This is a genomic window from Asticcacaulis aquaticus (assembly GCF_028550415.1).
In the GTDB taxonomy this organism is placed as follows: domain Bacteria; phylum Pseudomonadota; class Alphaproteobacteria; order Caulobacterales; family Caulobacteraceae; genus Asticcacaulis; species Asticcacaulis aquaticus.
In genome coordinates this window covers 30,138-51,130 of the sequence record NZ_JAQQKX010000020.1, presented here as the reverse complement: position 1 = coordinate 51,130, position 20,993 = coordinate 30,138, and the positions used below count along the sequence as shown (strand labels likewise).

The 20,993-nt window shown below is 59.1% G+C and carries 21 protein-coding genes and 1 pseudogene; 6 read left to right on the top strand and 16 right to left on the bottom strand.

Annotated elements, in window-relative coordinates; all coding sequences use genetic code 11:
• Positions 1 to 105, top strand: a pseudogene (locus tag PQU92_RS17630) (IS5/IS1182 family transposase); the annotation flags it as partial.
• A 201-nt stretch (positions 106 to 306) separates the two neighbouring features.
• Here the strand turns inward: PQU92_RS17630 and PQU92_RS17625 are convergent.
• From PQU92_RS17625 to PQU92_RS17615, 3 genes are all read right to left on the bottom strand, one after another.
• Positions 307 to 1,962, bottom strand: a complete 1,656-nt coding sequence (locus PQU92_RS17625) for a M28 family metallopeptidase (RefSeq protein WP_272749616.1) — start codon at positions 1,960 to 1,962, stop codon at positions 307 to 309.
• 59 nt (positions 1,963 to 2,021) lie between these two features.
• Positions 2,022 to 2,861: an alpha/beta fold hydrolase gene (locus PQU92_RS17620; RefSeq protein WP_272749615.1), complete on the bottom strand. Its 840-nt coding sequence runs from the start codon at positions 2,859 to 2,861 to the stop codon at positions 2,022 to 2,024.
• Between the two features lie 181 nt (positions 2,862 to 3,042).
• Positions 3,043 to 4,548, bottom strand: coding sequence for an oligogalacturonate lyase family protein (locus PQU92_RS17615; RefSeq protein WP_272749614.1), 1,506 nt, complete (start codon positions 4,546 to 4,548; stop codon positions 3,043 to 3,045).
• A 143-nt stretch (positions 4,549 to 4,691) separates the two neighbouring features.
• Between PQU92_RS17615 and dusA the strand changes: the two genes are divergently transcribed.
• Positions 4,692 to 5,711 (top strand): tRNA dihydrouridine(20/20a) synthase DusA, encoded by a 1,020-nt coding sequence (gene dusA / locus PQU92_RS17610; RefSeq protein WP_272749613.1) that lies wholly within the window; start codon positions 4,692 to 4,694, stop codon positions 5,709 to 5,711.
• Here dusA and PQU92_RS17605 read toward each other — a convergent pair.
• Positions 5,700 to 6,236 (bottom strand): TIGR02281 family clan AA aspartic protease, encoded by a 537-nt coding sequence (locus tag PQU92_RS17605; RefSeq protein ID WP_272749612.1) that lies wholly within the window; start codon positions 6,234 to 6,236, stop codon positions 5,700 to 5,702. The two genes, dusA and PQU92_RS17605, sit on opposite strands and share 12 nt — an antisense overlap.
• Before the next feature lie 350 nt (positions 6,237 to 6,586).
• On the opposite strand from PQU92_RS17605, the gene PQU92_RS17600 reads away from it, so the two are divergent.
• The gene (locus PQU92_RS17600; RefSeq protein ID WP_272749611.1) at positions 6,587 to 6,724 is read left to right on the top strand and encodes a hypothetical protein; all 138 of its coding nucleotides are present in this window, start codon (positions 6,587 to 6,589) and stop codon (positions 6,722 to 6,724) included.
• Between the two features lie 87 nt (positions 6,725 to 6,811).
• Here PQU92_RS17600 and PQU92_RS17595 read toward each other — a convergent pair whose 3' ends face one another.
• The 6 genes from PQU92_RS17595 to PQU92_RS17570 form a co-directional block, all read right to left on the bottom strand.
• The gene (locus tag PQU92_RS17595; RefSeq protein ID WP_272749610.1) at positions 6,812 to 7,189 is read right to left on the bottom strand and encodes a hypothetical protein; all 378 of its coding nucleotides are present in this window, start codon (positions 7,187 to 7,189) and stop codon (positions 6,812 to 6,814) included.
• Positions 7,190 to 7,458: 269 nt separating this feature from the next.
• Positions 7,459 to 7,824, bottom strand: coding sequence for a hypothetical protein (locus PQU92_RS17590; RefSeq protein WP_272749609.1), 366 nt, complete (start codon positions 7,822 to 7,824; stop codon positions 7,459 to 7,461).
• Between the two features lie 327 nt (positions 7,825 to 8,151).
• Entirely contained in the window at positions 8,152 to 8,520 is a 369-nt protein-coding gene (locus tag PQU92_RS17585) for a hypothetical protein (protein ID WP_272749608.1), read from the bottom strand.
• Between the two features lie 248 nt (positions 8,521 to 8,768).
• A complete protein-coding gene (locus PQU92_RS17580) occupies positions 8,769 to 9,458 on the bottom strand; it encodes a hypothetical protein (RefSeq protein WP_272749607.1) in 690 nt (229 codons plus the stop codon).
• A gap of 151 nt (positions 9,459 to 9,609) precedes the next feature.
• Positions 9,610 to 11,331, bottom strand: a complete 1,722-nt coding sequence (locus PQU92_RS17575; RefSeq protein WP_272749606.1) for a methyl-accepting chemotaxis protein — start codon at positions 11,329 to 11,331, stop codon at positions 9,610 to 9,612.
• A gap of 290 nt (positions 11,332 to 11,621) precedes the next feature.
• A complete protein-coding gene (locus PQU92_RS17570) occupies positions 11,622 to 12,773 on the bottom strand; it encodes a cell wall hydrolase (protein WP_272749605.1) in 1,152 nt (383 codons plus the stop codon).
• A 577-nt stretch (positions 12,774 to 13,350) separates the two neighbouring features.
• Here PQU92_RS17570 and uvrB point away from each other — a divergent pair.
• The 3 genes from uvrB to PQU92_RS17555 all read left to right on the top strand — a co-directional run bounded on the left by uvrB (position 13,351) and on the right by PQU92_RS17555 (position 16,995).
• Positions 13,351 to 15,528, top strand: coding sequence for an excinuclease ABC subunit UvrB (uvrB, locus tag PQU92_RS17565; protein WP_368407121.1), 2,178 nt, complete (start codon positions 13,351 to 13,353; stop codon positions 15,526 to 15,528).
• A gap of 286 nt (positions 15,529 to 15,814) precedes the next feature.
• A complete protein-coding gene (locus PQU92_RS17560; RefSeq protein ID WP_272749604.1) occupies positions 15,815 to 16,216 on the top strand; it encodes a hypothetical protein in 402 nt (133 codons plus the stop codon).
• Positions 16,217 to 16,389: 173 nt separating this feature from the next.
• Complete coding sequence (locus PQU92_RS17555; protein ID WP_272749603.1) at positions 16,390 to 16,995, top strand: DUF3617 domain-containing protein; 606 nt, start codon at positions 16,390 to 16,392, stop codon at positions 16,993 to 16,995.
• A gap of 10 nt (positions 16,996 to 17,005) precedes the next feature.
• Here PQU92_RS17555 and PQU92_RS17550 read toward each other — a convergent pair whose 3' ends face one another.
• From PQU92_RS17550 to trxB, 6 genes are all read right to left on the bottom strand, one after another.
• Entirely contained in the window at positions 17,006 to 17,404 is a 399-nt protein-coding gene (locus PQU92_RS17550; RefSeq protein ID WP_272749602.1) for a DUF4870 family protein, read from the bottom strand.
• Positions 17,405 to 17,414: 10 nt separating this feature from the next.
• A complete protein-coding gene (locus PQU92_RS17545) occupies positions 17,415 to 17,966 on the bottom strand; it encodes a DinB family protein (RefSeq protein ID WP_272749601.1) in 552 nt (183 codons plus the stop codon).
• Positions 17,963 to 18,316, bottom strand: a complete 354-nt coding sequence (locus tag PQU92_RS17540; protein WP_272749600.1) for a dihydroneopterin aldolase — start codon at positions 18,314 to 18,316, stop codon at positions 17,963 to 17,965. Before PQU92_RS17540 ends, PQU92_RS17545 begins: the two co-directional genes overlap by 4 nt.
• A complete protein-coding gene (locus PQU92_RS17535) occupies positions 18,307 to 18,867 on the bottom strand; it encodes a 6-pyruvoyl trahydropterin synthase family protein (protein ID WP_272749599.1) in 561 nt (186 codons plus the stop codon). The genes PQU92_RS17540 and PQU92_RS17535 overlap by 10 nt, the downstream gene beginning before the upstream one ends.
• Before the next feature lie 76 nt (positions 18,868 to 18,943).
• A complete protein-coding gene (locus tag PQU92_RS17530; protein WP_272749598.1) occupies positions 18,944 to 19,948 on the bottom strand; it encodes a DUF4268 domain-containing protein in 1,005 nt (334 codons plus the stop codon).
• An 18-nt stretch (positions 19,949 to 19,966) separates the two neighbouring features.
• The gene (gene trxB / locus PQU92_RS17525; protein WP_272749597.1) at positions 19,967 to 20,953 is read right to left on the bottom strand and encodes a thioredoxin-disulfide reductase; all 987 of its coding nucleotides are present in this window, start codon (positions 20,951 to 20,953) and stop codon (positions 19,967 to 19,969) included.
• Between the last annotated feature and the right edge of the window lie 40 nt (positions 20,954 to 20,993).

Here is a 20,993-nt window from a genome sequence, read left to right as displayed (position 1 = left end):
CGATTAAAGGACTGGAGACGCATCGCCACCCGATACGACAAACTCGCAGCCAATTTTGCTGCCGCCATCGCTATTGCTATCGCAATTACTTGGTGGACTGATTGAGTCTCGAACCTAGTCAATCCTAATACCTCCCCATCTTTGATGGGGAGGGGGACCGCACGAACCACGAAGTGGTGAGATGTGGTGGTGGGGGTTCTTGCTTTCTTAAGTCAGCGAATGTTGAAGTTAAGTAAGATACCCCACCACCCCTTTGCTACGCAAAGCGGTCCCCCTCCCCGCCAAAGGCAGGGAGGAATGATAAGATCACTTCCGTTTTTCGTTCGACTTATCGCGCGCGCCCTTGAACTCCGAGGTGGCGCGCCATTGCGGCCAGACCCGCGAATTGGCCAGTTTTGCGCCGATCTGGTAATAGAGCGTCACGTCCTGCACCAAGCCCGTCAGGTCCCAGTCGGCCGACCATTCGTCGTCGGCCTGATGGTAACGCTTGGTGCGGTATTCGGCCTCGGCGGCAACACCGGCCTCGTGCCCGCCCTTGACCAGATCCTTGCCGCCCTTGGCGTAGAGCATCGGCACGCCGCGTTTGACGAACGGGAAGTGATCCGAGCGGAAGAAATACCCGGCTTCGGGCTTTTCATCCGGCGTCAGAACGCGGTTCTGCGCCTTGGCGAAGATAGCGAGATCGTCTTCGAGCGACGACTGCCCGTTACCGACGACGACGATGTTCTTTGACGCCCCATAGACGTCGAGCGCGTCCATATTGATCCCGGCGACCGTCGTTTCCAGCGGATAGACCGGGTTCGAGGCGTAATATTCCGAGCCCAACAGGCCGCTTTCTTCGGCGGTGAAGGCGATCATGACGATCGAGCGTTCGGGGGCCTTGCGGTGACCGAAGGCGCGGGCCAGTTCCAGCAGGGAGGCCGTGCCGGTGCCGTTATCGACGGCGCCGTTGAAGATTTTATCGCCGTTGGCGTCCGGCGCGCCGATGCCGAGGTGATCCCAATGCCCGCCATAGACGATGGTCTCGTTCGGATATTTCGAACCTTCCAGTCGCGCGATGACGTTATGCGTGACGACCTCAGACGCTGCAACCTTGTAATCGCCGCTCAAGGTGGCGGTGAGGGGCACGGGTTTGAAATCTTTCGAGCGCGCGGCGACCTTTAGCTGATCGAGATCGAGGCCCGAGGCGGCGAACAGCTTTTTGGCCGCATCCGCCGATAGCCAGCCTTCCAGCGCCGTGAACTGCTTTGCCGGATCGGGGCGGACGATATCGAACTGCGGCCCCGACCAAGAGTTTTTGACCGTGGTCCAGCCGTATGAGGCGGCCGCATCGTCATGGACGATCAGCACACCCGCCGCGCCATGCCGGGCAGCTTCTTCGTACTTATAGGTCCAGCGCCCATAGTAGGTCATGGCCTTGCCCCCAAAAGACTGGCCGCCAAAGGTCTTGGCTTCGGGGGCATAGAAGTCCGGATCATTGATCAGGACGACGATGATCTTGCCCTTGACGTCGACACCCTTGAAATCGTCCCAGCCACGCTCAGTGGCGGTGACGCCATAACCGGCGAAGATCAGGGGCGTATCTTTTAGCGAGACATTGCCCAGTGCGCCGCGCGTCGAGGTCACCACATCGACGCCCTGAACCAGAGGCGTGGACTTGCCATTGGCTGAGACCGACAGCGTCGCGTCCGATACGGTGAACTGACGCAGCTTCACTTCCTGCGTCCATTGACCGTTCGGCCCGCCCGGCTTGAACCCGGCCTCGGCAAAGCTTTTCGACAGGTAGTCGATGACCTTGGCCTCGGCGCGCGTATTGATGCCGCGGCCCTCATAGGCGTCCGACGACAGGACTTTCACGTCCATCGAGATACGCTCGGCGGAAATTTCCGGTGGTGCGGCGACGGTCGCGGTCGCCAGCAGGGTAAGGGCGCTGGCGGTGGTCAGCATCAGGCGAAGGGACATGCGGGGCTCCAAAATTCGTTTCAGGTGAAGCTAGTTTGACGCCCCGCAATGTCAAGCCATTAGGCCGTGATGAAGGCCAGCATGTCCGGATTGATGATATCGGCGTTGACGGTCAGCATGCCGTGCGAAAGGCCGGGATAGACTTTCAGCGTGCCGTTCTTGACCAGTTTGATGGCTTCCAGCGCGGCGGCCTGTATCGGCACGATCTGGTCGTCGTCGCCATGCAGGATAAGCACCGGCACGTCGATGGCCTTCAAATCGGCACTGAGGTCGGTTTCGGAAAAGGCCTTGATGCCTTCGTAATGGGCCTTGGCGCTGCCCATCATGCCCTGACGCCACCAGTTGTCGACGACCCCTTCGACCGGTGTCACGCCGTCGCGATTGAAGCCATAGAAGGGGATCGGCAAATCTTTGTAAAACTGGGCGCGGTTACTGGCGGTCTGGGCGCGCAGACCGTCGAAGACATCGATCGGCAGGCCGAGCGGAAAGGCCTCGGTCTTCAGCATGATCGGGGTGACGGCGCTGACCAGGATCGCCTTGGCGACACGGCCATTGCCGCCGTATTGCGCCACGTAACGGGCGACTTCGCCGCCGCCGGTCGAATGGCCGATATGGATGGCATTTTTCAGGTCCAGATATTCGGCTACCGCGTGGGCGTCGGCGGCGTAGGTGTCCATGTCGTGGCCGTCGCTCGACTGGCTGGAACGTCCGTGGCCGCGACGGTCATGCGCCACGACGCGGAAACCCTTGGCGAGGAAATAAAGCATCTGCGTGTCCCAGTCGTCCGACGACAACGGCCAGCCGTGGTGGAAGACGATCGGCTGCGCGGATTTCGGGCCCCAGTCCTTGAAGAAGATGCGGGTGCCGTCGGCGGTGGTGACGTAGGTTTCGTTGGTCATGGTCTTGATCCTGTGGATTTGGGCAAGGCTTCGCTGTCGGCGAAAAGCAGGGCTTTCGATGAGAAGCTTGTCGGAGAGGAGGGGGAACGCTTTACCGTAGTCGATGATCAAGATGTAACAGAGCCTCGGATGGCGGGAAGCCGCAATCCGAGGCATTCAGCGTTGCTGAAATCGGAACGCTTTACGGTTTCGCCTTGGCGGTTTCGACCGCATAGACGTGGCCCGGACCCCACATGTTAGAGCGGAAGACCAGCCACTTGCCGTCCGGTGTGAAGCTGGCATTCGGTTCACTGCGGTAGTTATGGTTTTTCATATTGACCAGCTTTTCGGACACGAAGGCGCCCGGGACGATCAGTTCACCGGCATTGTCGGCATGGATACCGGCGACGTCCGGGATATAGTTCGGCTTGAGCAGATAGAGATACTTGCCGTCCGGTGCGTGGGCGGCCATCTCGCTGTCGCCGCCGTCGCTGGAAAAGACCGTGCCGTCGTTCGACAGGTTGAAGTGCACGCCCCATTCATTGCGGTCCAGATTATACCAGGTGCGCTTGCCGGTCGCCAGTTCGTAACCGGCCACCCAGAAGACCTGACCGCGCGGGGTTTGCAGGTCGTACCACACCGTCTTGCCGTCGAGGCTCCACCATTCGTGACCGGCGATTTCCATGTTCATGGTCCGGGTATGCAGCTTTTTCGGCGCGCTGCCGTCACGGACATTGACCAGCCACAGGCGGTCGACGATGTGCCAGTTGCCTTCGTGGCAATAGAGCAGGACATTGGGATCGGTCGGCGAAAATTGCAGGTGGTTGAGCCAGTCGGTCGAGGCGGTGATCGTCTTCTTCTCACCGGTTTTGATGTCGATGGTGAAGATTTCCATCGGGATTTTCTGCACCAGACGGCGGTTGATCTGAATTTCGCGCCCTTCGGCAAAGGTCGCTTTCTGACCGTTCGGCAGGACTTCGTCACCGGGGTCGCGGGTCGTGCCGACGCTGCCCGCCGGGCCCTGAACGGGGGGGCGGTCATTGGCGACGGTGGTGCGCGACCCGGCGAACAGGGTCTCGTCGGCATTGATGGTGGCGATGCCGTAACCGGGCTCAAGCACGGCGATCTGACGCGATGTGCCGGTGGCGAAATCGTAGGCCATGATGGCGCGCGGCGCGCGTTGCGGCGCGGGGGCCGCTGTGCCGGTGGTCGGTTTCGGCGGATTCAGGCCCGTACCCGCGCCCGTGCCCTGCGACGCGGCCCCGCCGCCGAGGCCGGTGGTGTAATAGACGGCGCCGGTTTTCAGGCCGACGAATTGCAGCGCGACCTTGCCCGGTACGATCAGCTTCGTGGCGAAGGTTTTCAGATCCAGCGCCATGATGCCGCTGGGCGAGGAAAAGACCATCCACTTGCCGTCGGGTGTATAGGAGTTGACGTTGAAATAGTTGCTCGACGACCCGGCTTCGTCCGAGATGCGGATGACGCGGTGGCCGGTATCCTTGTCAATCCATTCCTTGGGGATCGAGGCCGGGGCGGGAACGGGGGCGTCCTTGGGACTGGCATTGGTGATGGCGACGCCGGGTCGGCCGGATTCGATGATCGGTACGGGGCCCTTGGTGAAGGATTGCGCAGACGCCATGCCGTTGCTGGTCAGGGCCAGTGAGAGGCCCAGTGAGAGGCAAAGCGCCGTAACGATGGTCAATTTCATATCTATCATCCCGATGAGTTCCCGCCTTCGTTCGAATGGACGGCTTACCGGTATATACGGTAGGGGCGGCGTTTTCCGACGCGTGCTTGCCAAGGGGCCTCATATCCGCGATATGGAGGCCTGTTTCTTGCCCCTGTAACCGTATGACGCCTGCCCACACCTTTTCCGTAGCCCCGATGATGGACTGGACCGACCGGCATTGCCGGGCCTTCCACCGCACCCTGACGCGCCGCGCCCTGCTCTATACCGAAATGGTGACCTCGCGCGCCATCATCCACGGCGATCAGGACAAGCTGCTGGGTTTTTCTGCCATCGAGCATCCCGTCGCCCTGCAACTGGGCGGGTCCGATCCGGATGAGTTGGCGGCCTGCGCGAAGATCGCCGAGGCACGCGGCTACGACGAGGTCAATCTCAACTGCGGCTGCCCGTCGGACCGCGTCCAGTCCGGCAGCTTCGGCGCGTGCCTGATGCGCGAGCCGCAACTGGTCGCCGACTGTATGCAGGCTATGGCGGAGGCCACGCGTCTGCCGATGACCGTCAAATGCCGCATCGGCGTCGACGATCAGGACGAGCAGGCGGCCCTGTTCGCGCTGGTCGAGGCCTGCGCCAGGGCCGGGGTGAAGACCTTCATCGTCCATGCGCGCAAGGCGTGGCTGAAAGGCCTGTCGCCCAAGGAAAACCGTGACATCCCGCCGCTCAACTACGATCTGGTCTATGCTCTGAAGCGGGCTTATCCGGATTTGACGATTTCGATCAATGGCGGCATCGGTACGCTTGAGGCGGCGCAGGCGCACCTCGACCACGTCGACGGGGTCATGCTGGGGCGCGTGGCCTATCACGAACCGGCCTTACTGGGGCAGGTCGATCGCCGGTTTTTCGGTGCGGACAGCGACGTGACCCCGTTCGAAGCGCTTGAGGCCTACCGGCCCTATATGGCGGCGCAACTGGAAGCGGGTGTGCACTTGCCGGCGATCACGCGGCACATGCTGGGCCTGATGCACGGTTTGCCCGGGGCGCGGGCGTTTCGCCGTATCCTGACGGTGGAGTCGATCCGCCCGGGGGCCGGGATCGAGGTGCTGGATGAGGCCGAGGCGGCTGTCCACGACGCGATGAATGCGGCCAGTGCGAGGCGCGACGCCTATGCAGAAAGTTTACGGGTGTAGGATCAGGCTGCGCGGCGTGGCTTCGAAGCGGCTGAGGCGGCCGAGATAGCTCATCCCCAGCAACGAGGTCGACAGGCCTTGCGGTATGACCAGAGCCTCGACCTTTTCCATGTGGCTCTGACCGACGCCCATGCGGTCGATGACGACGCGGGCGGCGAAGGTCTTGCCGCTGGCGGTCGAAACCTCCTGATCGTAGGACAGGGTCTTGAGGTCGATGCCCATGCGGCAGGCGTCTTCGGGCGTCAGGGCGACGACCGAGGCGCCGGTATCGACCAGAAACTTCACGACGGTCGAATTGACGCGCGCCTCGGCCCAGAAGTGACCGTCGGCGGCCTTGGGGATGGCGGTGACACCGCCACTCATGGGGGCTTGCGCGGAAGCAGTAAAAGCGGCGGCGCTGGTCTGGACGACGGTAAGGGTATCGGCAGCCCCCTGTTTCACGAAGCCGTCGTTTTTCGCAACGATCAGGCCGGTGGCCACGGCGCTCGATACGGCGCAGGCGAGGATAAAGGCGGACTTCAACATGGTACTTTCGGACACCCGGGGCGCAATTCTTGCTTGGGATCAGCCTAACCGCATAAGGTTGTTTTAGTGTGAATGGTGGATTTTTGGACGTATGCGGATTAATTTATTAAAAATTATTACAAAATTTTAAAATTGAAATATTAAATTATATAATAAAAACAACAATATAAAAATATGGATTCATTTTTTATAATCCGATATCGGATTAATGCTTGTTATATTTCTGAAATATGAGACAGTGATATCCGACGCGGCGACAGCTGAGAGATGTGCGATCCCCCTTAAACAAGGCTGACCTTCTGAGAGTTTGCGACGCGTCTTCTTATTCATCTGATGGAAAAGGAGACGCAATGATGAATGACACTGAAAAGAAACAACACGCGATGACGTCCTTTGCCCTGTTCGGGGGCGTGTTTCTGGGCGGTAAACCGAAGGATCAGCGGGTGATCAGCCGCCCGCAGGACTTCCGCCCCTTCGACAAGAAGTAATCTGGGACAAGACGTAATCGGGCACGAAAAACGCCCCGTGGTTCGACCACGGGGCGCTTTTTTGTTCCGGTGGAACCGAACCAAGGGTTAGTTCGAGGCGAGCTTCACGCCAGCCTTGGCTTCGGCAGCGGCCATGTTCGGCGAAGCCTTGGTGATCTTCACCGACGGCGACGACCCGCCAGCGCCAAAGCGGGCATTGCCCTCGACCCAGTACAGGCCGTCGGTGCTGAGGAAGTTATATTTGAATTCGATGATATAGGTGCCAGCGCGGTTTTCGCAGCTCGACAGATTGACCATCTGCTTGCCGGTGACGGGGACGACCTTCGATACGGCGGCCTTGGCGATACCGGCGGCCAGGGTGCCCGCTTCGCCTTGCTGGGCGTCGTCGCATTCACCGGCGAAAGCGTGGGTGCCCATCAGGCCAAGGCCGGCGATGAGGGCGATCGTGAGGGTATTGCGTTTCATCTCTCTGTAGCTCCTTGATGTTCTTCAGGATGTCTTCACTCTAAACAGGAATGAATAATTCTGAGTTAAATCAAGGCTTACGCTTTATTTACCGTCCTTAATGTCCGGGCTCGGAAAACATTGTTGCGCAAGGGGGGAAATCTTAATGGCGTCGAACGGCGGAAAAAATTATTTTCAAAATTTCAAAAAAAAGAGGCCGGTACGAAAAAGGGCCCGGAGTGCGCTCTCAGTTGAACGCGCTCCGGGCCCTTTTTCCGGCAACTATTGCCTTACTTCGCGGCGACCTTGATGCCGGTCTTGGCAGAGGCGTCGGCCAGGTTCGGGCTCAGCTTCTTCAGCTTGATTTCGCTGAGGCTGGCACCCTGCATGCGGGCATTGCCCTCGACCCAGTACAGGCCGTCGGCGCCGAGGAAGTTGAACTTGAATTCTGCGTAGATGCCGCCGGGGCTCGTCTCGCACATGCTCAGATTGACCATCTGCTTGCCTTCGACGGCAACGACCTTGGAGACGGCGGCGGCGGCGGCCGTGGAGATCGCCTTGCCGGTGGCGGCTTCTTCAGACCCGCTGCATTCAGCGAAAGCCGGAACGGCCAGGGCAGACAAAACAAAAGCGGAAAGAAGGGCGGTTTTGAACACTGTAGACTCTTTCTGAATTAAACTCAGGGCTTCGGCCCTGTGGAGGCTGTCTTAGCGTCGCCTGTCGGCGCGGCTACGCTATGGATACACAAGTCTGCTTAATTCAGAGTGAATCATCACACGTTTCGGACGAAAATCTTGCCGAAAGACCTCATTGAGCGAGGTCGGGGGGAGGCGAGATCGAATGGGGCGCGGATCAGCACGCCCCGTCCGATACCGGAGACTTAGAGCTGGTTTCGTTCAGATTGAATCGAAACCTAGCTCTAAAATTTTGTTTTATCGCGCATTTTGGATCCGAAAACCGTTTCACACTTTTCGGAATGCGCTCTAGTTCGAGGCGAGCTTCACACCAGCCTTGGTCGAGGCGTCGGCGAGGTTCGGGCTCATGCGCTTCAGCTTCAGTTCGCTGACGGCACCGCCCTTGACGCGGGCCGAGCCTTCGACCCAGTACAGACCACCGGCGCCGAGGAAGTTGTACTTGAATTCGGCATAGGCGCCACCACCGGCGGCTTCACAGCTGTTGATGCTGACCATCTGCTTGCCTTCGACGGCGACGGCCTTGGCAACGGCAGCCGAGGTTGCCGACGCGATGGCCTTGCCAGCGGCGCTTTCCTGGGCTTCATCGCACTCGGCGAAGGCAGGGGCGGCGAAAACGGCAAAGGCGGCGACGGCGAGGAGGGAGAGGCGCTTGGACACAGGAGTTACTCTTTCTGAATAGATCAGGGCCTTCGGCCCTTATGGGAGGTCTTCAAGAATATTGCCGTGCAATATGATCGGCAGGACTTGTTTCTACAGGCGCATATTTAATTTCGAATGAATCTATTGTGCGTCGCGGCGTGATTTTGAAAATAATTTCACGGGTAACGTATTTAATGGCCGTTAATCCTGAAAATGTCTGTCTTTGACCCGGCCTGACTCTGTGAGCGGCGGCCGTTCCTTAAGGCCTATGCCAAGTGGGGGGCTTTGCGCGTGGTACGTGGTGCGGGACCGTAGAAGAAGACCGCCAGATGGATCAGGATCAGTGCCGAGAAGACCCCCGCCAGTTCAAAGGGCAAAAACCTGTCCATATCGGCGCAATAGCCGAAATAGCAGCGCTGGCGTTCGATGCGTTTGTTCGACAAGCCATTATGGATGTTTAAGGGGTGTGTTCTCCGCGGCGGATTCACGACCATGGTCTTGTAAGCGATATAGTGTTTGCGTGTTTCGTAATTGAAAAGCCTTTTACCGTTGATTTCGGCCTCGAACAGGACCGTTTCACCGGTCTTATCGCCCCAAATATAGGTGTGATAGCGGATACGAGCCGGTCGTCCCGCCACCTGCCCCGCATAGGCTGTCAGGCACTCATTGATCGCGGGCAGAGATTCGCAATTCAACAAAAGGACACGCCCATCCGATGCCTTGAACGGATAGGGCTTCTGGCAATGCTCGAAATAAGCGTGGCATGTCACGCGCGGTCGGGGCAGAAAGACCCCCTCGGCGGTTTGCAGGGATGTGGCGGGCGGAAAGGCCTGAAACGCTTCGTCGGCTTTGTTGGCCCGTTGGATATTGGCGATGAACAAATAGCCGCATGTCGTGGCGAAGATCAGATAGATGGCGATCCAGCTATGCGTGAACAGACGTTTCTTTTGTACCATGCCGATGCCCCCGTTTATGCCCCTGACAATATCACTCGTCGTCTCGCGGCGTCTGTCAATCGCATCGCATGATACGAAAAAAGCCCTCCGGTTCGTACCGGAGGGCTTTGCCGATAGCGACGGCCTGCGGGCCGGGCAGACCGTAGCTGACCTATGCCGCCGTCAGTTCCGACAGGAAGCGGCGGATGTTCTCGCTCATGGCTTCGGTGCGTTGCGTCAGTTGACGCGCGGCGCCCAGCATTTCGGTCGAGGCCTTTTCAGTGTCGGCGGCAGAGGCCGACAGCTGCGAGACCGACGACGAGGCGGTGGTGGTGCCGTCCGAGGCTTCGTTGACGTTGCGGGCGATTTCGTTGGTCGCGTCGCCCTGCTGGTGGACCGAGTCGGCGATGCTTGATGCGATCTCGTTCATGTGCTTGATGGTCGAGCCGATACCGCGGATGGCGGCAACGCCGTTTTGCGCGGCGGACTGGATGTCCTTGATACGATCGCGGATTTCGTCGGTGGCCTTGGCGGTTTGCTGGGCCAGAGACTTCACTTCCGAGGCGACGACCGCGAAGCCCTTGCCCGCTTCACCGGCGCGCGCCGATTCGATCGTGGCGTTGAGCGCCAGCAGGTTGGTTTGCTGGGCAATCGCGTTGATGAGGTCGACGACCTCGCCGATCTGGTCGGCGGCGCGGCTGAGTTCGGCCATCGACTCGTTGGTCTTGTCGGCTTCGGCCACGGCTTCGGCGGCGATTTCCACCGAGCGCACGGCCTGGTCGCCGATGACGCCGATCGAGGCGGACAATTCGGTCGTGGCCGAGGCGACGTTCTGAACGTTGTCGGCGGAGTTGCGGATCGAGGACACGGCCTGTTGCGAGCGGCGCTCGTTCTCACCGGCGATGGTCAGCAGGGTGCGGCCGTTGGCGTCGAGGTCCGAAGCGGCCGCCGACAGGGCGTCGAGCATGTCCTGCGCTTCGTGGCGGAAGCGTTCGGCCAGTTCGCCCATCTGACGGGTGCGTTCTTCGCGGGTCTTCATGGTCGCGGCTTCGATTTCAGCGAGGCGCTGCTTTTCTTCGGCATTGGCCTTGAAGACGTTGAGGCTGTCGACGACCGATTTCAGCTCGTCGCCGCGCGCCAGAGCGCCGATATCGACGTGCAGATTGCCGTTGGCCAGCTCTTCGGTCGTCTTGGCGATGCGGTTGATGCCGGTTACTGTGGTACGCGAGAAGAGGTAGGCGATACCGCAGGAGAGGGCGGCCATGATGACGGCGAAGATGGTCAGCATGGAGACGCCGGCGGCCTGAGCGGCCTTGGCGGCTTCGGCGTCGGCCTTGGCGGTGGCGACCTGACCGTCGATGATCTTGTCCGAAATCTTCGACATCTTGGCATAGCCTTCGTCGAACTGCGACATCAGGGGGGCCACCGACGGGAAGTCGACCGTCATGACCGAACCGGCGAATTCGACGGCTTCCTTATAGGTCTTCACTTCCTTGCCGAGCGCTTCGAGGTCTTTCTTCTTTTCGGCGTCGGGGGTCTTGCCCGCCATATCCTTGATCTGGCCTTCGATCTTGCCGAGATCCTGCACGACCAGGGCGACGCGCTGCTCGCCATTGGTGGCGGTGCCCGAGGCCTGAGCCGTCAGGGCGCCGAAGAACTGGCCATTGGCTTCCTTGATCGCCGACTTGATGTCGCCCATGTCCTGAACATTGCGCAGGCTGACATTGTTGATGGTCTCGATGGCCTTGCCCTGCGTGTTCATGGTCACGACGGCCCCACCGGCCAGCGCCACGATCAACGCGGTGGCGACCGCCGCCGGCGTCATGAATTTCAAGGTAAACGACCAGTTCGAGATACTGATCTTGCCGCCCGTGGCGGATTTGGACTTTGTCATCTTGGCCCCTGACACTGAGTTAAGCCGTCACGCCCTTATGGCAAACCCTTTTGCGGGCGGGACTGGCATTAAGGTTAACAGGGCCGCAAGCACGCGATTTTGCAGACAAATTGCGAATCATCGTTTGCTTGGAGGCCCCGATTGAGCCTCAAGGTGTCAGAACATAGTTGTTGAATTCCTAACGCCAGCGTCCGTTTTTTGACAAAATGGGAAAAATTTCAGCGGCTAATAAGCGAAAAGCCTCCAACGGAATCGCTGGAGGCTTTTCGCTTATTATATAGACGAGGATTTTAGTTCTTGATCGGTGCTACGCCCGGCTTGCTGCGCAGCGCACTGTTTTGCAGCGCACTATTTTGTAGCGTCTGGGCGATCTGATGGGCGTCATCACCCTTGATCGTCGTTTCCAGCGCCACGACCTTGGTGGCAGCGTCCTTGACGGCGTCTTTTGCCGCGGCATCCCGGGTTACGATGTTGGCGTCAGGCGTGGCCGCCGTGACCGCCTGAACCTTGTCGGCGGGTGTATCGCGCTCGGTGGGCGCGTCCGACGGACGGACATTCTCAGCGCTCAGGGTGGTCGAGCCACGGCCACGGAACTGATAGAAGACGTGGCTACCGATGGTAGCGGTCTTGTCCATGCGCGGGGCCCAGTCGGGTGAGACGCTAAGCACGTGGAAGTGGGTCGAGGCGCCGACCGGCTTCATGACATAGCCATCCAGCGCGTCTTCGGCGACGGTGCGGGCGCGCTTCCAGGCCCAGCCTTCGACGCGGTTGGCCATGATGCCGTTGCAGGTGAAGCTGAACTGGCAGCCCGTGCGCTTGACGGCGCCCTGATAGACGACGTTGCAGATGGTCTTGGGGTAGCCCGGATGGCGAACGCGGTTGAGAATGACCTGCGCCACCGCGCGTTGTCCGGCGTCGGTTTCGCCGCGCGCTTCGTAATAGACGGCCTGGGTCAGGCAGTCGAGGTCCGACGCCGAGCGGTTTTTCATTTCGAACGGCGTGGCCGGATTGGCCTTGGCGAACGGATTGTGTCGCATCAGGCCGAGGTCGAGACCGGCGCGGGCGACAGGCGCTTCGCCGGCCTGACCCTTTTGCATCTGGGCCTTGCGCGCTTCGACCGGTTTCATCAGCGACGCGAACAGGCTGGAGCGCTGGGCGTCCTGACGGATGCGCATCGTGGCGACGGGCGAGGTATAGGATTCGTGGCGCATGACCAGCGCAATGGCGCGGCGGTCGAGATCGTCCTGAGTGGCGGCGATACGTTGCGCACCGTTCAGGCTGCGGAAGTGATCGGCGCCGTAGGAATGGTCATTGACGCTCATCAGGCTCTCGGCCTGTTCGCGCAGTTGGGCGTCGCGCGTCAGGCTGCCGCCGAGCCAGACGGCTCCACAGGCGGCGCCCAGCATCAGGCCCGAACCGCCGGCGGCGGTCAGAAGGCGCATCTGGCGGCGCGTAAGATTCAATTGAAGACCCAAGGGAGTCTTGTCCTCAGTGACGAGAGCGCTCGGCTCCCCGACAGAGTGCGCCGGGTGCGGAACACCCTGTGCGACGGCCCGTCTTATAGCGACAAATGTGGCAAAAATGTGTTAAATGACGGTTAAGGTAAAAAGAGCATCAGTTGACGCAGGGGATTATGATCCCTTTACTTTGGCTCCTGTCAATTCTCCATAAAGATTATGGCGGCTATATTGATATTTTTTATCAAGTAAAAAGTGTGATGATTGTCGTGTTTTTTCTTCGCCTATTCAATGGTGATTTTGCCCGTTTGTTTTGGATTACAATTTAGCCAAGCTTATTGAGGAAAAGCCCAAGGACAGAATCCAGCGCTCGCATGTATCGAACGCCGGTATGCGAAATCGGCATCGGCAAGGCACTGGATTCGCATATGAATCGCCTGTGAGGGGAGACGCCTGAAAACTTGCTGCCAGATTCGGGCCCTTATGGGGTTTTTATGAAGGGCGGGCATAAAAGGCCAATGCCGCCCCTTTCTTTTTTTTTATGGCGCGCTATCTTATGTTCATGACATGTTCCCATCTTGCTCGCCTTATTCGGGGTGATTCCGTCGTCCGCGCTGCCGAATTCGGGGGCGCGCAGGACTTTCCGCCCGCCCTGTGGTCGCCGCACCGTCCCGAACGCCCGGAAAAATCCGAGGGTGGGCGCAAGTTCGTCCTGCATTCGGCCTACGAACCGGCGGGGGATCAGCCAGCGGCGATTGCCGAGCTGGTGGCAGGGATCGAGGCGCAGGAACACGATCAGGTGCTGCTGGGGGTGACCGGGTCCGGCAAGACGTTCACCATGGCCAAGATCATCGAGGCGACCCAGCGTCCAGCGCTCATTCTGGCGCACAACAAGACGCTGGCGGCGCAGCTCTATAGTGAGTTCAAGGCCTTTTTCCCGGAAAACGCGGTCGAGTATTTTGTCTCCTACTACGACTACTACCAGCCCGAAGCCTATGTGCCGCGCACCGACACCTATATAGAGAAGGACTCTTCGATCAACGAACAGATCGACCGGATGCGTCACTCGGCCACGCGCGCCATCCTTGAGCGCGACGATGTGATCATCGTCGCCTCGGTCTCGTGCATCTATGGTATCGGTTCGGTTGAAACCTACACTGCCATGACCTTCGAACTGAAGGTCGGGCAAACCATCGATGAAGCACAACTGCGCGCCGACCTCGTAGCCTTGCAATATAAGCGCAATGATGCGGCGTTCGAACGCGGAACCTTCCGCCGCCGCGGCGATGTGATTGAAATCTTCCCGGCCCACTACGAAGACCGGGCGTGGCGCATCTCGCTGTTCGGCGATGAGATCGAGGCCCTGACCGAGTTCGATCCGCTGACCGGCAAGAAGACGGCGGATTTGAAAGACCTCAAGGTCTATGCCGCCAGCCACTATGTGACACCGCGCCCGACACTGCGTCAGGCCATCGACCGCATCAAGGCCGAGCTCAAGCTGCGTCTGGCGCAACTGCATGCCGAGGGCAAGCTGCTGGAGGCCCAGCGCCTTGAGCAGCGCACCACCTTCGATTTGGAGATGATGGAGGCGACCGGGGCCTGTGCGGGGATCGAAAACTATTCGCGTTACCTGACCGGACGCAATGCCGGCGATCCGCCGCCGACCTTCTTCGAATATCTGCCGGAAAACGCGCTTCTGTTCGCCGATGAGAGCCACGTCACCATCCCGCAGATCGGTGGCATGTATCGTGGCGACTTTGCGCGCAAATCGGTGCTGGCCGAATACGGGTTCCGCCTGCCGTCGTGCATGGATAACCGCCCGCTCAAGTTCGAAGAATGGGACGCCATGCGGCCGCAGACCGTCTCGGTGTCGGCCACGCCCGGGCCGTGGGAAATGACTCAGACCTCGGGCGTGTTTACCGAGCAGGTCATTCGCCCGACCGGCCTGATCGATCCGCCGGTCGAGATCCGCCCCGTGTCGAAAGACGGCGCCAATCAGGTCGATGACGTTATCGCCGAGGTGCGTGAGGTCGCCAAGCATGGTTATCGCTCGCTGGTCACCGTACTGACCAAGAAGATGGCCGAGAACCTGACCGACTATATGCACGAGCAAGGCATCCGGGTGCGCTACATGCACTCCGATATCGAGACACTGGAGCGCATCGAGATTATCCGCGACCTGCGTCTGGGGGCGTTCGATGTGCTGATCGGGATCAACCTGCTGCGCGAAGGGCTCGATATCCCCGAATGTGGCTTCGTGGCCATACTCGACGCCGACAAGGAAGGCTTCCTGCGCTCGGAAACCTCGCTGATTCAGACTATCGGCCGGGCAGCGCGTAACGTCGACGGCAAGGTCATCCTCTATGCCGACAAGATGACCGGCTCTATGGAGCGCGCTCTGGCGGAGACCACGCGCCGCCGCGACAAGCAACTTGCCTATAATGCCGAGCACGGCATTACGCCGGAATCGGTCAAGCGCGGCATTAGCGATATCCTCGACAGTCCGTATGAAAAGGCCGACCGCGTCCAGGTGCCGGTGGGTGTCGCGGGCAAGGACTCCAAGCCGTTTCTCGGCTCGAATTTTCAGGCGACGCTCAAGGATCTGGAGGCGCGGATGCGCGAGGCGGCGTCGAATCTGGAGTTCGAAGAGGCCGCTCGCCTGCGCGACGAGGTCAAGCGGCTCAAGTTGCTCGATCTGGAGTTTGCACGCGAGATGATCGGTGGCGATTCAGAAACCTGAAGCGCAAATGCGAACATCTCAAAACTTAAGATGCAATGATTACGGGCAGGTAGGCGAGCTGTTTCACGACTGAGGCCTATTCGTCACGCCCCTGTTACGAAAATGTGCCATTTTGAGGCGTCGCCTCTTACATTCCTCTGGATTTTTGCTGCGAATTGCCGCACCTTTGTGGTCTGTCCTGTGCATAAGTCAGGGTCGGAAGCCCTGACTGTGTCAAAGCGGACCGCTGCGGATTTGCGGTAACCGATGACATTATGGGGCGCGTATATCTGGTCGGGGTGCTTATATGCGTAGAACAAGATTGAATGTCGTGCCGCCGTCCTCGAAGGACGCGCCTCTGGGGACCGACATACCGGCGCCGGCCATCGAAGGCGTCGTCAACGAGGTCATCAATGTCGTGCCGGTCAACCTGCACACGCCGTTGCAAAACCTGGTCGACGCCACGGTCAGCGCGCGCGAAAGCCGTACCCAGCGCGTGCGTCGCCTGCAGGAAGAGGCCAAGTCTCTGGCGCGCGAACAGATTGCCGAGCTGGAAATCCTGATCGACGCCACGGCGAAGATGGCGAACGAGATCGCCGAGGGCGGCGAGGCCTATCCCGTCGGGGCGCGCGAAATCAGCCGCCGTCTGGCCGAAGAACTGCCGCGCACCCTGCAAACCCTGCGGATTGTCGCTAAAAAAGCGCTTTAACAGCGGCTCGTTGCGCTTTTCGATGACCCGGCGCATCGGTTCGCCGTTTGAAACGGCGACAAATTGACTTCGCGTCATTATTCGACTCGCTTGTTGGGCGTTTTCCTCTACTATTTTCGCGTTGTCCTCGCGTAAATTTGCGGGACGGCCAAAACCGGGGAGGAAACGAAACAATGCGCGGATATCGTTGGCTGTTCCTGTCCGTCGCGCCCGTCGTGGCGGTGTTGTCGTTGCTGGCGGGCTGCGGCAAGAAGGAAAAGGCGCCCGAACCCGAAGCCGCGGTCGTCGAAGCCCCGAAACCCGCGCCCAAACCCATGGACGTCCTGCCGTTACGCAAGCCCGGCCTGTGGGACATGACCATGAGCGAAGAAGGCTCCGAGGCTCAGGCCCAGACCATGCAGATATGCATCGATGCGGCGACCGAAAAGCAACTGGGGATTACCGGGACCGATCTCAATGGCGACCGCTGCCAGAAAAATACGGTCAGTCACCTCGAAGACGGCTCGTGGGGTATTCTGGCCGAATGCAATATGGGCACCGGCGGGACGATGGAAATCTCGGGCAAGATCACCGGCGACTATACCAGCAACTACACCATGACCCTGCGCTCGCAGACGACGGGCGCTGCCGTGCCGCACATGAACCGCGTGGTCAATATGACGATCCTGTCGAAGCGTCTGGGGGCATGCAAGGCCGAGCAGAAACCTGGCGATGTGATCCTGCCGGGGGATGTGACCTTCAACCTGTTCGATATGGCGGGGAAAGAGCCGGGGCAGTAGGTCTTACGGCTTAAACCAGCCAGCTTTTCGGGTTGGGATAGGCGCGTTTGTGGAAGATATGGTTGAAGCCCATCACGCTGCGACCAATCGTCCAGAAGAAGACCGCCGTAAAACCGATCCAGACGATGGCGGCGGTGATCGGGTGCGCCACCGAACGGCCGATACCGGTCAGCACAAACAGGGCCACGACGGCGATGATACCGATCCAGAAGGTGCGTTTCTGAAACTGATAGTGGCTCTTGAGCCAGTCGGGGGCTTCGTCCTGAAACAGGTAGATCAGGGTAATGGCCGGGAGGCCTGAAATGCCCGCCGTCATCAGGAAGATGAAGAACAGCAGATAGTTGATGACCGGCACGATACGCTTGTCACTGATTTTTTCGCGGGCCGGGGCGGGGGTATTGGCGGTCATCGGTTCCTGATCAGGGTTCGGGGGTAAGTTCTGGCACCAGAAGGTGCACGTCCGTCACGCCTATATCAAGGCCCATCTGCGTGAAAAGCGTGGTGATCTGGCCACGGTGATGGGTCTGATGATTGAAAACGTGGCTGAGCGTCAGGCCAAGCACCTTGGTATGGGTTTCGCCATTGGCGCGGCTATAGGTAAAGGTCGAGGCGATGTCGTCCTCGTTCAGGCTATCGACATAGGCGATCAGCAGTTCGTCCAACGCCCGGCGGGGTGCGGCATAGGACTGATAATCTTCGTAGAGGATATCCGTCAGGCCCGCCGGTTTCGGCAGGTCGAGGACCGGTAGCAGCAGGTGACCGCTCGGGTGCTTCGTCATCCGCGCCAGCCAGATGATGTCGGCGACGATCAGGTGGTTGAGTGCGCCCCACACGGACTTGAAAAAGCCGCCGCGATTCTCGGTGAAGTCGCGCTCGGGATGATCGGCCATCAGGGTCAGCACCTTGCCGTTCATCCACTGATTATAGCGCGCCATCAGGGCCAGATGGGCTTTATAGCCGAGAGGGGTCACTTGGTGAAAACCACGACGCAGCCCGAACGGTCGGCGTCTTTCAGCGCTTCGGGCTTGGAAATCCGGATGCGGACTTCGAGGGCTTGCGGTAGATCCAGCACCGCGCGGGCGAGGTCTTCGGCCAGGGTTTCAACCAGTTTGATATGGCCGACGGCGATGATGTCGCGCGCCAGATTGCCCACCATCTCGTAGTTCAGCGTGTCCTTCAGGCCCTTGATTTCGTGCAAGCCGATGGTGATGTCGGCGTCGATGATCAGGGGCTGGGTGCGGCCGTGTTCGTAGTCGTAGATGCCGATGGCGGCCTCGACCCTCAGGCCCTCGACAAAGACGTGGCGGGATTTCAGGTACATGTGTCGCCCTTCGGCTGCGCCCATTGATCCGGCGTGAGAATATCGTTGAGGCTCATATCGGCACGGTGGCACCAGTCGGCCAGACGCGGCGCACCGATCAGGTCGTCCGGTGTCAGGATGACGCTGTTGGTGGGTGTTTCTTCGATCTCGAAGCGCACGCATTCGAAATCCGGCACGTGGGTGCGGAGGATAGCGTTGAGCTTGTAATAGAGCGCCAGCGCCACGGCTTCGGTGGTCGGATCGCCGGAAATGACCAGCAGACGCGGCAGGAGGTCCGGCTCATGCGCTTTGAAAAACCCGATCATCGGGTCGTCGTGACCGAGCTGAAACGCATGGTCGAGCGCATCATCGACGAAGCGGTGCCAGTCGCGTTTAAGCAGGTCGAAGCTTTGGGCATAGTTGGACTGCCCCCACTTCACTGTGTCGGCGGATTTGGCTTTCAGGGTCACCTTGACGAATTCGTTATGGCCATGCGGGGTCGCGCACTTCGACGAACGGTCGGCGCGCAGGCGATGGGCCATGGAAAAACGACGGGTGAACTGGATTTGCACAGTGGAAGCCTTAAGGGATCAAGGCGCAGCTAAAAGCCTAAAAGGAGCCGGGAGTCAAATCACGGGTGTGGCGATATTAGATGATATCTTCAGGATCAACATTATCCTCAGATGTATCTGATAGCTCCAAGTTCAATTGTTTTACACGCTGGCCAAAGACGCGTTGAAAGCGTTCCATACGATCAAGCATCCAATCATGTAACTCAGAATAGCTGTTTTCATCAGAAGGGTCGGAATCGGTTTTGAAAACAGCAATACGGCTAGCCTTTTTTCCAAGCAGTTCCTGCCAATCTAAGGCTTCTCCAAATTCTTGTTCGATTGCAGTTTTATCCGCTTTCAATTGTCTTATACCGGCTTTCAAAGGATCTTTATGCAGGTAGAGTTCGACGCCAATTCGCCCCTTCGTCGTAATCGTAGAGCTAATTACAATGCCGCTGCGGCCAATAGGGAACTCAAACCAATGGTCTTTATTTTGTCGACGAATTTGAAATTTACTGTTTTTCGCCCGCAAATACTCGGCAAATGACGCCCAATAGCTTATTCGCATATGGTGTCTGCTAGCTAATTCTCCGGTAGAGGTTTGTCTTGAAACTGCGCGAACATTTCTTGCCCAGTTATTAGGTTTAGCAACCACATTGAAATAAGGAGCGGGGTCGCTATCGCCGATTTTAAGTGCCTCGACTTCAACGGCAAAAAAGTCATAATCTTCTGATGTGCTGGAATTTAGCCAGTCTATAGCGGCTCTATGATCTTCTTTAAATCTTTCAGCCACCCAAACGACTGTTGCGCGATTCTTTAAGCTGGCAACATAACTGATAAGTTGCCCAAGATGTTTATGATCTGTCGCGCCAAACTGATTTTCAATGATGACTGGAAAGCCTTCACCATCTTCAGCCAGTATGTCCAGTCTGAAGTCTCCAGCTGAGACTTCAGTTCCCTTAAGTTCTAACTCTTCTATCTGCAAAGCTTCAGACAGCAATTCTAAGTTCTGTGACAACCATGGCGTAAAAATCTGAGGCTCGTTTCCCCACACTTCCGCAGCCTTGAGTATTAAAAGCTTACCAAGTTTAGGCAGTTGCATCGAATCCCCCCTCTCAAACTACCAAACGCCGATTTTCTCGTCCTGCTTATGGTGGTCTTCTTCAGCCAGCAGGCGCACGGCTTCGAGGGCAGCCATGCAGCCCATGCCTGCCGCGGTGACGGCCTGACGATAGACGTCGTCGGTCACGTCGCCTGCGGCAAAGACGCCCTTGATAGCGGTTTTTGGCGTGCCGGGTTCGACCTTGAGGTAGCCGCCGGAATTGGTCTCAAGCTGGCCCTGGAACAGTTGCGAGGACGGGGCGTGGCCGATGGCGATGAACACGCCGTCGAGCGGCAGTTCACGCTTATCGCCGGTCAGGACGTTCTTCAGGCGCACGCCGGTAACACCCAGCCCGCCGTATTCATTGGTTTCGCCCAGCACCTCGTCGATCGCCGTATCCCAGATCGGCTCGATCTTGGGTTCGGCCAGCATCCGTTCGGCGAGGATTTTTTCCGAGCGCACGCTGTCACGGCGGTGGATCAGGTAAACCTTGGCGGCGAACTTGGTCAGGAACAGGGCTTCCTCAACCGCCGTATTGCCGCCGCCGACCACGGCCACGACCTTGTTGCGGTAGAAGAAGCCGTCGCAGGTCGCGCAGGCCGAGACGCCGAAGCCTTGATAGGTCTTTTCCGAGTCGAGGCCCAGCCACTTAGCCTGAGCGCCGGTCGAGATGATGACGGTTTCGGCCAGATATTGCAGGCCCGAGTCGGTTTCCAGCAGGAACGGCCGGCGCGACAAATCGGCCTTGGTCACGATGTCGCTGATGACCTCTGTGCCCATATGCTCGGCCTGAGCGCGCATCTGATCCATCAGCCACGGGCCCTGGATCACCTCGGAAAAGCCGGGATAGTTCTCGACGTCGGTGGTGATGGTCAGTTGCCCGCCCGTCTGAGGTCCGGTGAAGACCACCGGGTTGAGCAGGCCGCGCGCCGCATAGATGGCGGCGGTCCAGCCGGCAGGGCCGGAACCGATAATGGCGCAACGAAGGGGACGGGGCGTGGTCATGGTGTGGTCTCGGAGAAACAGGGCGAGTCGCGCCCTCACA